The sequence below is a fragment of the Novosphingobium sp. FSW06-99 genome (assembly GCF_001519065.1).
GTDB lineage: Bacteria > Pseudomonadota > Alphaproteobacteria > Sphingomonadales > Sphingomonadaceae > Novosphingobium.
On sequence record NZ_KQ954266.1, the window covers coordinates 1 to 13,830 of the forward strand.

14 protein-coding genes are annotated in these 13,830 nt (G+C 61.4%); 6 read left to right on the forward strand and 8 right to left on the reverse strand.

Going from position 1 to position 13,830, the window contains the following annotated elements; translation table 11 throughout:
• The coding region (locus AQZ49_RS19900; RefSeq protein WP_156428411.1) for a transposase domain-containing protein at positions 1–291 on the forward strand (291 nt) is incomplete at its 5' end.
• A 32-nt stretch (positions 292–323) separates the two neighbouring features.
• Here the strand turns inward: AQZ49_RS19900 and AQZ49_RS19905 are convergent.
• Positions 324–893 carry a hypothetical protein gene (locus AQZ49_RS19905; protein WP_067620132.1) on the reverse strand — a complete coding sequence of 190 codons (570 nt, stop codon included), beginning with the start codon at positions 891–893 and terminating at the stop codon, positions 324–326.
• Positions 894–1,341: 448 nt separating this feature from the next.
• Here AQZ49_RS19905 and AQZ49_RS19910 point away from each other — a divergent pair, with 448 nt between their 5' ends.
• The 4 genes from AQZ49_RS19910 (at position 1,342) to AQZ49_RS19925 (ending at position 4,555) form a co-directional block, all read left to right on the forward strand.
• Positions 1,342–2,022, forward strand: coding sequence for an alpha/beta hydrolase (locus AQZ49_RS19910; RefSeq protein WP_067620135.1), 681 nt, complete (start codon positions 1,342–1,344; stop codon positions 2,020–2,022).
• Positions 2,023–2,059: 37 nt separating this feature from the next.
• The gene (locus tag AQZ49_RS19915; protein WP_082701935.1) at positions 2,060–2,569 is read left to right on the forward strand and encodes a Dps family protein; all 510 of its coding nucleotides are present in this window, start codon (positions 2,060–2,062) and stop codon (positions 2,567–2,569) included.
• Positions 2,562–3,404, forward strand: coding sequence for an alpha/beta fold hydrolase (locus AQZ49_RS19920; RefSeq protein ID WP_231739338.1), 843 nt, complete (start codon positions 2,562–2,564; stop codon positions 3,402–3,404). Before AQZ49_RS19915 ends, AQZ49_RS19920 begins: the two co-directional genes overlap by 8 nt.
• Before the next feature lie 179 nt (positions 3,405–3,583).
• Positions 3,584–4,555 (forward strand): quinone oxidoreductase family protein, encoded by a 972-nt coding sequence (locus tag AQZ49_RS19925; RefSeq protein WP_067620142.1) that lies wholly within the window; start codon positions 3,584–3,586, stop codon positions 4,553–4,555.
• Between the two features lie 145 nt (positions 4,556–4,700).
• Here the strand turns inward: AQZ49_RS19925 and AQZ49_RS19930 are convergent, their stop codons facing one another.
• Positions 4,701–5,663 carry a LysR family transcriptional regulator gene (locus AQZ49_RS19930; RefSeq protein ID WP_067620145.1) on the reverse strand — a complete coding sequence of 321 codons (963 nt, stop codon included), beginning with the start codon at positions 5,661–5,663 and terminating at the stop codon, positions 4,701–4,703.
• 185 nt (positions 5,664–5,848) lie between these two features.
• On the opposite strand from AQZ49_RS19930, the gene AQZ49_RS19935 reads away from it, so the two are divergent.
• Positions 5,849–6,874, forward strand: a complete 1,026-nt coding sequence (locus AQZ49_RS19935) for an aromatic ring-hydroxylating oxygenase subunit alpha (protein WP_082701936.1) — start codon at positions 5,849–5,851, stop codon at positions 6,872–6,874.
• Between the two features lie 128 nt (positions 6,875–7,002).
• Here AQZ49_RS19935 and AQZ49_RS19940 read toward each other — a convergent pair whose 3' ends face one another.
• The 6 genes from AQZ49_RS19940 to AQZ49_RS19965 all read right to left on the reverse strand — a co-directional run bounded on the left by AQZ49_RS19940 (position 7,003) and on the right by AQZ49_RS19965 (position 13,803).
• Complete coding sequence (locus AQZ49_RS19940) at positions 7,003–7,824, reverse strand: alpha/beta fold hydrolase (protein WP_197411144.1); 822 nt, start codon at positions 7,822–7,824, stop codon at positions 7,003–7,005.
• Between the two features lie 183 nt (positions 7,825–8,007).
• Positions 8,008–9,444 (reverse strand): aldehyde dehydrogenase family protein, encoded by a 1,437-nt coding sequence (locus AQZ49_RS19945; RefSeq protein WP_067620154.1) that lies wholly within the window; start codon positions 9,442–9,444, stop codon positions 8,008–8,010.
• Between the two features lie 17 nt (positions 9,445–9,461).
• Positions 9,462–11,138, reverse strand: coding sequence for an acetolactate synthase large subunit (locus AQZ49_RS19950; RefSeq protein WP_067620159.1), 1,677 nt, complete (start codon positions 11,136–11,138; stop codon positions 9,462–9,464).
• 164 nt (positions 11,139–11,302) lie between these two features.
• Complete coding sequence (locus tag AQZ49_RS19955; RefSeq protein ID WP_067620162.1) at positions 11,303–11,776, reverse strand: DoxX family protein; 474 nt, start codon at positions 11,774–11,776, stop codon at positions 11,303–11,305.
• A gap of 103 nt (positions 11,777–11,879) precedes the next feature.
• Positions 11,880–12,488: a DUF3237 domain-containing protein gene (locus AQZ49_RS19960; RefSeq protein WP_067620165.1), complete on the reverse strand. Its 609-nt coding sequence runs from the start codon at positions 12,486–12,488 to the stop codon at positions 11,880–11,882.
• Positions 12,489–12,525: 37 nt separating this feature from the next.
• Complete coding sequence (locus tag AQZ49_RS19965; RefSeq protein ID WP_067620169.1) at positions 12,526–13,803, reverse strand: serine hydrolase domain-containing protein; 1,278 nt, start codon at positions 13,801–13,803, stop codon at positions 12,526–12,528.
• Positions 13,804–13,830: the final 27 nt, after the last annotated feature.

Sequence of the window (13,830 nt, forward strand, 5' to 3'; positions counted from 1 at the left end):
AATGCTGTCCCCGGAATTCACGCTGTCCCCGGAATTCACGGCAGGGTTTGCCTCACGAACAACGCCGCAGAACGGGCGCTGCGCTGTGTGCCTCTGGGCAGGAAGGCGTGGCTATTTTGCGGCTCGGATCGTGGCGGGCAGCGGGCCGCCATCGTCTATTCGCTGATCCAGACCTGCAAGCTCAATGACGTCGACCCACAGGCATGGCTGGCCGATGTGCTGGCCCGCATCGCCGAATGGCCGGTCAGCAGGCTGGCGGACCTGCTTCCATGGAACTGGCAACATCGATAGATCGGAACTTTCGACACAGGCCCGAGGTGACGTCAAAGCCCTGGAAATTCGTTGATGGGCTCACCTCGGACAATCATGCGACCAAGCTGTTTACGGGGGTCCGCAAGCTGCAGACCCGTTAAGCTCCGCTCTACCGCAATCCGCCCCAACTCATCGCTTGCAAAGGTCGTTGAAGGCGTCCCTGGATCTTTGAAAAGCACTGGCAGATGATCGACGTCGCTTCTCAGGGCATATCCACCACGAAGGATGCCGGCATCAGCAGAGCAAGCTGGCCAATCGATAATGGCCATTTGCCGAAGCACGTTCACCGCGAAAAGTTCGGTGCGTTTGACGGTCGCAAACGGCAAGAACTCAACATCATCGCCGCATAATTCTCTGATGGCGTCCATGGCCCTCCTGCTGACAAGGAAGGCTCTACCGCCGATTTGCCAGCTGGTGAAGTCGGCAACCTTCTTACTCTTGTTCAGCAGGTCAAATGGGGGCGTGATCCAATCCACGGCCATCTTCGCCCCCTCAAAGCGACCATCGAAGAACCGAAGATCTGCTTGCTGAACGCAAAGGTAATTGTTTGCTTTGGAGCAGACTTCCCAGATATTTGGCATGCCGCCCTCTATTTCGGGTTCGCGACAAGATACACGGTTTGCGGCCTACAACAACGCCCACCTTTCCCTGACACGCACACCATTCTAATGAACCCCACACGTATAGATCGCGGCCTTCACCGGATGGCTACCGATCATCGGCCACAGGCTGATTGCGATGCCGATATAAGAGAGCGCAAACCGCCCCATGGTCAGGAAGAAGGGACCGAGCCGTGACCTCGGGTTACGCGTTCCGCAATTTCACGTGGCAACGGGCACCTGCAATTGCGCGCCTTTGTTACAATTTTTCTTGCGGTCAATGGTGCACGGCTTGGTCACAACAAGATGCCCGAAAGATAGGGCATCAACGCAAGCCTGACACGACTTTCGGCAATGTGACGTCTGACGTTCCCGGCGACAAACCCGCCCCGCGTCGGCAATCGGCGGGGCCATCAGAAGGAAAGCCACCATGATTTCAATTTCCAACGTGATTTTGGTACATGGCGCATGGGCCGATGGTTCGAGCTGGGCAAAAGTCATCCCTTTGCTGACGAAAAAGGGGCTCGCAGTGACCGCTGTCCAGCTTCCTCTCACAAGTTTCGAGGCGGACGTGGCAGCCGTTCGTCGCGCCATCGCGGCCATAGACGGAGAAGTCGTGCTGGTCGGGCACAGCTACGCAGGCGCGGTGATTGGCGAAGCGGGCAATGATCCGAAGGTGGTACGGCTGGTTTACGTCGACGCTTTCGCGCCCGATGCCGGGGAGTCTGCCGGTTCCCTGTTCGCCCAGTTCGAATCGGCGCCGCTCAGCGCCGAACTGCGTCCCGACGCCGAAGGCTTTCTCAAAATAACGCGCGAAGGCGTCGACACGCTGTTCGCCCAGGATCTCGATGATGCGGAAAAGGCGCTTGTCCACGCTGCCCAGGGGCCCATCAATGGCGGCGCACTTGGCGGCGTCCTTACCAGGGCTGCATGGCGCGGCCGGCCGACCTTTTATCTGATTGGCGACCAGGACCAGGCCATCTTGCGCGCCGAACAGGAAAAGATGGCCGCGCGGATGAACGCCACCGTTGCCCATGTAAACACCAGCCACGTGCCGATGCTGTCTCAACCCGACGCGGTGGCCAGCTTCATCCTCAAAGCCGCCGCCTGAAGGAATGCTGGTCGGATCAGAGGATAGGGACGGGTCGATGCTTGCAAGCCATCACAGACCTGGCCCGGACATACGGGCGCATCACATCATCGGCACCATGACCGGTGGCGCGGACGAGATCTCCAGCGCGCTCAACGCATTGCTGGCGGACCTGTTCGCGATCTACGTGAAGACCAGGAATTTTCACCGGCACGTTTCAGGCATGTATTGCCGCGATTATCCTCGGCTCTTTGCTGAACAAGGCGACCAGGTGCTGGCAACGATAGATCCTGTAGCCGAGCGGGTCCGCAACCTTGGGCAGACAACGCTACGGTCAGTGGTGCACATTACCCGCCTGCAACACGCCGTCGACAATGCAGCCATGAACGTCACAACAGCGGAGATGCTGGCCGAACTGGCCAGTGACAACTGCCGCCTGGCGAGTTCGCTGCGCGAAATCCATGGCCTGTGCGAATATCACAGTGACGTCGTGACGGCGGGTAGCATCGAAAGCTGGATCGACGAAGCCGAAGGCCGGATCTGGTCTTTGACAGAGACCTTTGAATAGCTCTCTGTCCGACCCATTCATCAACATTGTTTCAGCCAACGGCGCAAATGCCCGGCCTGATCCCAACGAAGAGATCGCCATGACCACAATTCAAAACTTGCTGGCCGGCACGGCCATGTTCTGCACCGCCGCGGCTGCGATCCCGGCGCACGCTGCGCCTTCGGGTGCGGCAAAAAATATCGTGCTGGTGCACGGCGCCTTCGCCGATGGTTCCGGATGGCAAGCCGTCTACACGATCCTGACCAGGGACGGCTACAAGGTCAGCATGGTTCAGCCACCGGAAACTTCGCTGGACGACGACATCGCGGCGACGAAGCGGGTGTTGGATGCCCAGGACGGACCGACAGTGCTGGTCGGCCACAGCTATGGTGGTATCGTCATTACAGGGGCCGGCAATCACGTCCATGTGAAAAGCCTTGTGTACATTGCCGCCTTCCAGCCCGACGCAGGTGAGAGCCTGGCCTCACTGGAAACGGCCACACCGTCCCCTGCCGCGCCATTGAAACCTTCGGCTGACGGATTTCTGTATGTCGATCCAGCCGTCTTCCATGCTGATTTCGCTGCGGATATTCCATCGGCACAGGCCGATTTCATGGCCGCATCGCAAGTCGGCATATCGGTCAAAGCCGTGACGGGCACCGTCACGGTGCCGGCCTGGAAGGCAAAGCCCAGCTTTGCCGTCGTCGCGACACAGGACCATATGATCAGTCCCGCGCTGGAACGCTCAATGTACAAGCGATCCAATTCCGTGGTTGTCGAGCTGCCGTCGAGCCATGCTGTCTATATTTCCCATCCCGCTGAAGTCGCTGCGCTTATAGAAAGAGCGGCTCAATAATCCCGCAAGCCAGTCGCCCGGGCATTGACCGGATCGCGCGAGGCCGTCGTGCGAGCGCGCGCATTGGCGCGGCGCGGATCCCTGCACCTGATGCAGCAGTGTCTTGCGCCGAAGCGGGGTCGCAACACCGGCTGCAACCCACCATTCATAGGCATCGTCGCACTTCGAGGAAAACAGACATGCCAAGGAAAATCGAATTCAAGACCGCAGGTTCGCCCACCGTCCTGCAAGCCGTGGCGTTTGATCGGCCAAGGCTTGGACCCGGTGAAGTATGGCTTGAGCATGCCGCGATCGGCGTGAATTACCTCGACGTGACCCAACGTAGCGGAGCGATCCCGATTCCCCTGCCGGGTGGTCTTGGCCTTGAAGCGGCCGGGGTTGTTGCAGAAATCGGCGAAGGTGTTGAAAACGTCAAAGTGGGTGACCGGGTCGTCTACGCTCTGGGGCCGATCGGCGCTTATGCCGATGCGCGCGTCTACCCTGCGGAACGCCTGATAAAACTGCCAGACGACCTGTCGTTCGCAGACGCTGCCGCCGTGTTCTTCAAAGGGCTGACCGCGCAGTATCTGATCAAGAGCACATATCCCGTCACGCGCGGCACGACTATCCTGCTCTATGGCGCGGCGGGGGCCTTGGGGCAGATCCTTGCGGGGTGGGCGAACAGTATCGGCGCCCGGGTCATCGGGGTCGTGTCGAGCAGCGAGAGCATCGAGCGAGCGCGCAAGGCTGGCAGTGCCGAAGTGCTGATCTGGAATGACGAATTGCCGCGCGCGGTGCATGACCTGACCGGTCGCGGGGTCGACGTCGTGTACGATGGAGTAGGCAAGATGACCTTCGCTGCCTCGCTGGATTCGTTGCGGCCACGCGGCACAATGGTGTCGATCGGTGCTTCGAGCGGTGCCCCTGACCCAGTGTCGCCGGGACTGCTGAATGCGAAAGGCTCGCTCTTTCTCACCCGGCCTGGCCTCGCGGCGCACATCGGCGATATCGACGAATATCGCGAGCGGGCCGCAGACCTGTTCGCTGCTGTCAGTTTGGCATCGATTACCCCCAGAATCTGGAAGAGCTATCCGCTGGCTGACGTCGCGTCGGCACATGCTGATATCGAATCCCGCCGCGCCCAGGGCGCCATCGTGCTTGCCACGCGATGACCCCGGGGCATGTTTGTGAGATGCGGTGTTTGGCTGATCGCCTTGTCAAAATGGTGGCGCCGACACTGCGGCCGATCGGACCAGGCGGGCTCGGTCTGCTTGCCATGCTGCAGGCGCGCGCGCGCCATCGATCAGACTTTGACCGTCACCTGGCGGCCGGGCCATCAGGGTCTATGACTTGCTGATCACATTTGTGCCATAGCGGCCCGTTGCCAAACACCTGCATCAGCCAGGCGGCGAATGCGGCAACGGGGGCAGCTTCGTATCGCCCCGAAGGCCTGACAAGATAGATGCCGCCGCCGTCGTCGAGCGCCCAGCCGGGTAACACGCGAACCAGGCGACCGGCGGCGATATCTTGCCCAAGAAACCATTCCCCGGCAGCGATGATACCAAGTCCGGCGCGCGCAGCCTCCAACAGGATTGTGGTGTCATCCGATCGCAATTGTCCGGTGACAGCGGTCTTGTGATGCTCACGCCCGTTCGATAACTGCCACTGCGGGAAAGTGGCAAGGCCCGTGAACTCCAGGCAATCATGCTGTGACAAGTCGGAAGGATGGCGAAGTGCGCCGCGTCGGTGCAGATAGTCCGGCGCGGCGCACAAGATCCGGCGGTGATCGGTCAGGCGCCGCGCAACGAGCGTGCTGTCGGGCAAGGTGCCAATGCGGATGGCCGCGTCATAGCCTTCCGCCAGGAGATCGATAAACCGGTCTGTCAGGTCGATCTGAACGTGCAAGCCCGGGTGATCTTCAAGAAAGCGCGGCAACCGGGGCGCGATCCAGAGGCGCCCAAACGTTGCCGGAATGGCAATCCGCAAGCGACCGTGCAACGCGCGCGCTTCGCTTGCGACACGCGCCTGCGCCTCGTTCAACATCTCCAGGGCGCGCCGGGTCTCTGCCGCCAGGTGTGCGCCCGCCACGGTCATGTGCACTTGCCGTGTGGTCCGCTCGACCAGGCGGACGCCCAGGCGAGCCTCCAGAGCGCTGATCCGCTTTGAGATGACTGTGGGATGCTTGAACAGCACCTTTGCCGCAGACGTGAAGTTCTGATGATCGGCCACTGCCAGCAGCGCCTTGAGTTCTTCGACATGCAGCAAGGCCAGATCATCCATCCGATAACTCTAGCATGACGCCGCGCATTGCTGAACCTCGGGTTGTGCAGGCAGCTTCGATGTAACCGCACCTGGGGGATCAGGGGGACGTCACGTCAACAGCTATACCCCGTCGCGTTATCGTGCTTATCTGGCGGCGTCGAACAGGATCGGTGGCAATCCGGTCAAGCTGCAGAGAAACCACGATGAACCAGCCACAGCCCATGCTGACCAATCTGGCCGCGCACTATTACGCGGACCCCGGGATATTCGAGGCCGAGCGCCAGGCAATTTTCAGGCGGCAGTGGCAGATGCTGGGTCCGGTCGCGCGGCTGGCGCGCCCCGGCGATTATCTGGCGGTCGATGTGGCCGGTTGGAAACTGTTTGCCCTGCGCGGCGACGACGGTGTGCTGCGGGGGTTTCACAACGTGTGTCGCCATCGCGGCGCGCGGCTGTTGGAGGAAGGCGCCGGTATCTGCAAAACCTTGCGCTGCCCCTATCACAATTGGGTCTATGCCAGCGACGGCAGCCTGAAGCACGCACCATGGTTTGGCGAAGACCCTGGCTTTGTCCTGTCGCAATGGCCGCTGCAGGGGGCGCAATTGGCGCAATGGCGCGGTCTGCTGTTTATTGCGATCGATCCTGAAACAGACCTTGTCGACCAGCTCGGCGATCTGCCCGACGAAGTGGTCGAATTTCCGCTGGAGACCTATACGGCAGTTGAAGAGCATCGTTTCAATGCGTGCAGCAATTGGAAAGTCTATACCGACAACTTTGTCGAAGGGTATCATATCCCGGGCATCCATCCGGGGTTTTACAAAGTCATCGATTTCCCGAAATTTGAAACGGTTGCGCGCAATGGCCTGGTGCGCATGACCTCGCCGCAAAAGGATGGGTCGATCTATGGCGGAAAATGGCTGTGGATGTGGCCGAACTGGACGCTGTCGATATTTCCGGGCGGCATGAATACCAGCCGGATCAACCCGGTGTCGTTCGATCGCACTGAAATTATCTACGACTTCTATTTTGCGGACACGTCCGATACGACCGAGGCTGAACGCAGGCGGACGATCGACACGACCTGCGCGATTGTAAGGGAAGATTTCGAAATCTGCGAACACACGCAAAAAAACTATCAATCGGGCGCCTACAGTCCCGGCCCGCTAAGCCCCCGGCACGAACAGTCCGTTGCGTATTTCCAGTCGAAGATACTGGCCGCATTGCGGGCCTGACAGGCAGGGCGGCGCGAAGGGCGTGCACGGATCTGGGAGTTCTGGGGTCAGTATCCTCGGCTGGACACACCTGCTGAATCAACGCTGTGGAATTTGCGTTGGTATCTGCGGAACAGGGCACGATGCGGTCAGTTGTTTGCCAGAAAGGCATCGAGTTCGCTCGTCAGTCTGACTGGCGCTTCGACCCAGGCGAAATGACCGCAGTTCTCTATTACCGTCAGCTTTGCGCCCGGAATGGCCGTCTGCGTCTTTGCCGCCATGGCGGGATCGAGCGGGTCGGCCGATCCCTGGATGATCAGCGTGGGGACGCGCAGTTTGGCCAGATCCGCGACAAGGTCATAGTCGCCGACCGACCGATTGATCAGTTGCGCGGTCTGCGCGTTCATCCCAGCCGATTGAGTCACCGCAACAAAGCCCACCGCTTTTGATGGATCCTGGAAATAGGCCGGCAGCAACAGGCCATTTATCTGCCCGGCAAGGTCGTTGCGTTCCGCATCGGTCCGGGCTTGTTTCATTTTGACAAACAGGTCGTGAAATGCCGGGCCCGCCGTGGGGGGCAGGCGTTTTTGCAGGTTGGCATCCAGTGTGTCGTCCACCCGCCGGGGCGCCATGGTTGCCAGCAAGACCAGCGCCTGCACATGATCGGGGTGCGCAATGGCGTATTTCATCGCGGTGAACGTTCCGAACGAATGCCCCAGCACGGTCCAGCGCGCATAGCCAAGCGTGTGCCGCAAACCTTCCAGATCGGACACCGCCAGGTCTTCGTTGACGTTGTCGGGCGTTTCCACGGCAGGAACCGACCGGCCGGTCCCTCGCTGTTCGAGAAGAATGGCGGTGTGGTTGCGCGCCACGATGGCGACAACCGGTTGCATATAGCTGGCGCCAAAACCGGGCCCGCCGGCCAGGATGACGACCGGGCTGCCCTGCCCGCTGATTTGGTAGTGCAGCACCAAACCAGCGCTTTCGAATGTGTCCTGCGTTGGCGCTGCAAGAGCCTGACCCGACAGGCATGAAACAATCGCCAGCGATATGGCGGCAAGGACCTGTCCGTAAATCATGTACCCTACTCCCCAACAGCGCAGGCCGTCATCATCGCTGGATAGCGATGCCTGTGCAACCGTGACGCCAACCGGTCAGATATCGCGGCGGATCACAAGATTGCGGATTTCCGTCATGTCTTCCATGGCAAAGCGCACGCCTTCGCGGCCCAGGCCTGAATCCTTGACCCCGCCATAGGGCATGTTGTCGACGCGAAACGACGACACGTCGTTGACCACCACACCGCCCACTTCGAGCCGGTCCCACGCCGCCAGCACTTTGTGCAGATCGCGCGTGAACAGCCCGGCCTGCAGGCCAAAGCGGCTGTCATTGACTTCATCGAGCGCCGCGTCCCAATCGGTAAAGCGTGACAGGATCACCACCGGGCCAAACGCTTCCTCGCGATAGAGCGTGCTGGCGCGGTCGCAATCTTCCAGCAGCGTGGCCTCCAGCATTGCGCCCTGGCACCCCCCTCCTGCGAGCAGGTGCGCACCCCCGGCCACTGCCTGGTCGATCCAGTCCTTCAGCCGCGCGGCCTCCTTGGTTGAAATCATCGGGCCGATGAACGTGGTGCGCACTTTGGGGTCGCCTGCCACCAAAGTCTGCACTTTGGCGGCCAGCATGTCGCGAAACCGGTCATAGATGCTGTCATGCACGATCACCCGCTGCACATGGATGCAGCTTTGGCCCGACTGGTAATAGCCGCCGAACACGATACGTGCGAGCGCATGATCGAGATCGGCATCGGCGTCGACCACCACCGCCGCGTTGCCGCCCAGTTCGAGCACGACTTTCTTCTTGCCCGCGCGCGCCTTCAGATCCCAGCCGACGCCAGGCGAGCCGGTGAATGACAGCAGTTTCAACCGTTCGTCGGTGGTGAACTGGTCGGCCCCGTCGCGGCTGGCGGGCAGGATCGAGAACGCGCCCGGCGGCAGGTCGGTTTCGGCCAGCACTTCGCCGATGATGATCGCGCCAAGCGGGGTCAGGCTGGCCGGTTTCATCACGAACGGGCACCCCACCGCGATCGCCGGGGCGATCTTGTGCGCGGCCAGGTTCAGCGGAAAGTTGAACGGCGAGATAAAGCTGCACGGCCCGATCGGCACGCGTTTCCACATGCCCATATAACCACGCGCGCGCGGGCTGATGTCGAGCGGCTGAACTTCGCCATAATTGCGCGTCGCCTCTTCGCTGGCCAGGCGGAATGTGTCGATCAGGCGGGTCACTTCGCCTTCGGCATCGGCGATCGGTTTGCCGGCCTCGACACACAAGGCATAGGCCAGTTCATCGAAGCGTTCGCGAAATCGCGTCACGCAATGATCAAGCACGCCCTGGCGCGCATAGGCGGGCATTTCGGCACAGGGCCGCGCGGCCTCCACCGCCCCGGCAATCGCCTGATCGATCACGTCGGGCGTGGCGAGCGCGGTGTGAAAGGCGACTTCGCCGGTGAACTTGTCGGTCACCGCCAGGGTCGCGTTGGGCTGTGCCGCGCGGTTGTTGAGATAGAGCGGATAAACATCCTTCAACTGCGTCATCGCTCGATTCCCTTGCCTTACAATGCCTTCGACAGCGCCTTGATATCATGATTGAGGATCTGGTCGTTCTCGGAATAATCGACCGGGCAATCGATCAGGTGCACGCCGGGCGTATCACGGCAATGCGCCAGCAGGTGTTCAAAATGCGCGGCGCTTTCAACGCGATGGCCTTGCGCGCCAAAGCTTTCGGCAAAGCGGACGAAATCGGGATTGCCATAGGTCAGGCCGAAATCGGTGAACCCCATGTTCGCCTGTTTCCAGCGGATCATGCCATAGGCGCCGTCGTTGAGCACGATCACCGTCAGGTTCAGGCCCAGCCGCACCGCGGTTTCCATTTCCTGGCAGTTCATCATGAACCCGCCATCGCCGCACACCGCCATCACCTTGCGATCGGGATAGAGCATCGCGCTCATCATCGCGCTGGGCAGTCCCGCGCCCATCGACGCCAGCGCGTTGTCGAGCAGCACCGTGTTGGGGCGATGCGCGGCATAGCCCCGCGCAAACCAGATCTTGTAGACCCCGTTGTCGAGGCAGACGATCCCGTCATCGGGCAAGGCCTCGCGCACTTTGGCGACCAGAAACGGCGGAAAGATCGGAAACCGTGCATCGGCGGCCAGCGGTGCATTGTGGGCCAGTTCGGCCCGGCGATAGACCAGCATGGCATCCGATTGCCACGCGCCCGATGGCACGATGTCCTCCTTCATCTGCCAGATGGCGTTGGCGATATCGCCGATCACCTCGATATGCGGGAAATAGACAGGATCGACTTCGGCCGTGCGCGACGACACGTGGATCACCGTCGGGCCACCGTCATGCATGAAGAACGGCGGTTTTTCGATCACATCATGGCCGATGTTGACGATGCAATCCGACGATTCGATCGCGCGGTGGACAAAATCGCCCGACGACAGCGCCGCACAACCCAGGAATTTGGGATGGCGTTCATCGATCACGCCTTTGCCCAGTTGCGTGGTCAGATAAGGAATGCCGGTCTTTTCGATGAATTGCAGCAGCATGCGGCTGGTGCTGGTGCGGTTGGCGCCCGCCCCGATCACCAGCAGCGGCGCGCGTGCATTTTCCAGCGCTTCGACCGCGCGGCGCACCGATTTGGGATCGGCGCTGGGCCGCCGCGCCTGGCTGCGGTGCAAGGGCGTCATGTCGGTGTGTTCGTCGGCGATGTCTTCGGGCAATTCCAGATGGGTGGCGCCGGGCTTTTCCTCTTCGGCAATGCGAAACGCCTCGCGCACTCGGCTCGGGATCAGGTCGGCCGAGACGAGTTGCTGCGCATATTTGGTGATCGGCCCCATCATCGCCACGACGTCAAGGATCTGGAATCGGCCCTGTTTGGATGTCTTGATCGGCTTTTGCCCGGTGATCATCAGGATCGGCATGCCGCCCAGCGTGGCATAGGCTGCCGCCGTCACCAGATTGGTCGCACCCGGCCCGAGCGTCGACAGGCACACCCCGGTCCGCCCGGTATGGCGGCCATACGTCGCGGCCATAAACCCGGCGCCCTGTTCGTGGCGGGTGAGGATCAGCTTGATCTGCGTCGAACGCGACAGCGAATCCAGAAAATCCAGGTTTTCTTCACCGGGCACGCCGAACACATATTCGCAGCCTTCTTCCTCAAGGCAGCGCACGAACAAGTCAGAGGCTTTCAACACCTGGTGGTCGGATTGCGCGTGATCGGTCATCGTAGGCTCCGCATTGCGAGAAAGGCTGGCGTGATGGTCCCGAAGGACCATCACGATGCACGCAGACCATTCCGAAAGCCAGCGGATGCTTGCCCGATCTTCGCGGGGGGTCGGCAACCCCTTCAACACGCCGCGTGTGACCGGTCGATGACCGGCCAGCGCGATCAGCCGCGACGACCCATCACCCAGCGATCAAGCGACCAGTCGCCCGGCCCCATGACCACCACGGTCAGCAACAGACCCAGCCACAGGCTGTGTTCTGTCCACCACGCATCGGGATAGATAAACACCTGGATCACCAGCGCCATCGCCGTCATGCCCAGCGCGGCAAACCGTCCGAACAGGCCGAGCACGAGCAGGATCGGCAGCGCATGTTCCAGCGCCATTGTCAGCGGCGCCATGATTGCGGGAAACGGGGTGTGAAATTCATCGCGGAACAGATCGATCTGGCCGTCTTTCAAACCAAACCAGGTGCCTTCGGCACGGCGCGTTTCGCCCGCCGCCCAGAACACGTGCCCGGCCACCACGCGCACAAACAGCAACAGCGCCGCCTGCGGAATGCGGGCGAATTGCCGGTCGGTCCAGCGGATCAGGGTCAGCAGCGGGCCTGTGCCAGCGGGTGCAGTGTAAGCGGTCATCGGGTGTCCTCCGGTCGATCAGGCACGGCCCATGATCGGGCCACGACTACCATTCGCGAAGGACGCGCCCGGCGTTACACCGCGGCGCACTTTTCGTGCGCAATCAGGTCAGGCGAAACACCTGGATCAGGCGGCCGTTGGCCTTGGGGCCGAAATCCGGTGCCTTGATTTCCGGGGGAATCGGATAGGTCAGCGTGGCCACAAACGCGGATTCGCGCAGCCAGGCGTATTTCCTGCCCGGCACGTTGAATGTCGGCAGCAAACGGAACTTGTCTTCGCCATAACCCAGCCCCGTGTTGTGGATGACGATTTCCTGCCCGTCATCGGTGCGCAGCCGATACAGCGCATCGACGATCATCACCCCATCGGGCCGCACCACCGGAAAATCGCCGCCTCCGGGGATCACCGTGCCTGCGATTCCGCGACCGTAGAACGTTCCCCCGATGATCGGCCAGACGTCATGGCGATCCCCGTCCGCAGCCGTCTGGTCAGCCTTGTCGCCCATGAATTCGGGTTCCGAACAGAACGGCAGGATGTCCATGACCCATTCCAGGCCAACCGGGTCATAGATTTTCGGAGCGCCCCCTGCAGGCAGTGACGGAGCCGACGGCGCATGCGCGAGCGGTGCGGCGGCGGCCAGACCGGTCGCCGTCGTGACCAGCGGCAATCCCGCTCCGATCAGGCCAAGCGCATTGCGGCGAGAGAGTGTCATGACGGGTTCCTTCGATTGCGATCTGCACGGCCGCGCATCAGCGCACGGGCCCTTTCCATTCGTCAAGCGTCTTGAAATAGGCCAGCGTGTCCTCCAGCGCGGTGTCGCCCTGCGGCGTGCCTTCCTCGGGAAAAAAGCTCAGTTTCACGATTACCGTGCGCGTCGCGGGATGGACATAGATGAACTGCCCTTGCAGGCCCAGCGCGGTATAGGCGCCGGTGTCGTCCAACTTCCAGATCTGAAAGCCATAACCGGATCGCGCGAAGGGGTTGGTCACGCCCGCTGGCGGGGGCGGCGTGCCGGGATCGGCGTTGGGGATCATCGCGGTGGCCTGTTGGACCCAGCCCGCCGGAATGATCTGGTGCCCGTTGAACCGCCCCTGATCCAGCAGCATCTGCCCGAACCGGGCAAAATCGCGCAGCGTTGCGTTATAGCCCATGCCGTTCAGTTCGCGCCCCACGCCCGGCGCCCCGTCGGCCAGCCAGTAGCCATAGGATTCTGTGCCCAGCAATTGCCACAGGTTCTGCGTCATAAAGTCTGCCAGCGGCTTTTTGGTGGCCCGTTCCAGCACCCAGCCGAGCACCGAAGTATCTAGCGTAGAATAGTTGAAATGGCTGCCCGGTGCCCATTTGCGACCCAGACGCGGCGCCATGTCGGCAAAGCGTTCCTTGTTGGCGACAATGGCGTTGAGAAATATCTGCGCGGCAATGCTCGGCTTTGCGCCAAAGTCATAGCGTTCCTCGTAATCGACACCCGACCGCATCTCCAGCAACTGGCGGATGGTCACCCCGTCATAGCCCGATCCTTTCAGTTCGGGCACATAGAGCACGGCGGGATCGTCGATCGACCGGATCGCGCCCTGCCCCACCGCGATGCCGATCAGCATCGACGTGAACGTCTTGGCCATCGAGAACGAGATGTAATGGGTGCCAGCATCGGTGTTGTTGCGATAGCTTTCATGCAGGATCTTGCCATCGCGCATGACCAGAAAGGCCGAGGTATAGGTGCGATCTTCCCACTGGTCCTCGGTCATCGTCTTGCCGCCGATCACCGCTTCGGGCAGCGCGACATCGGCACGGGCCAGCGGCGCGACAGGGCCCGAACGCGGCACCGGGCGGGTCTGGAACAACTGGTCCATGTTGTGGAACGTCAGCATGTTTTCGGGCGCTTCGAGCAAGTGCTTGCGCGCCTCGATCAATGCGGGCGGCACACTGCCATCGGGCAGCACATGCGGCGGCGCGGTCTGCGCCAGCGCGGCGGCGGGCACCAGCAGCGCCAACGCCAGCGCGAAACGGGATTTGGTCAAACGGGTCATGATGGTATCCTTGCAAGCAAAATCGGT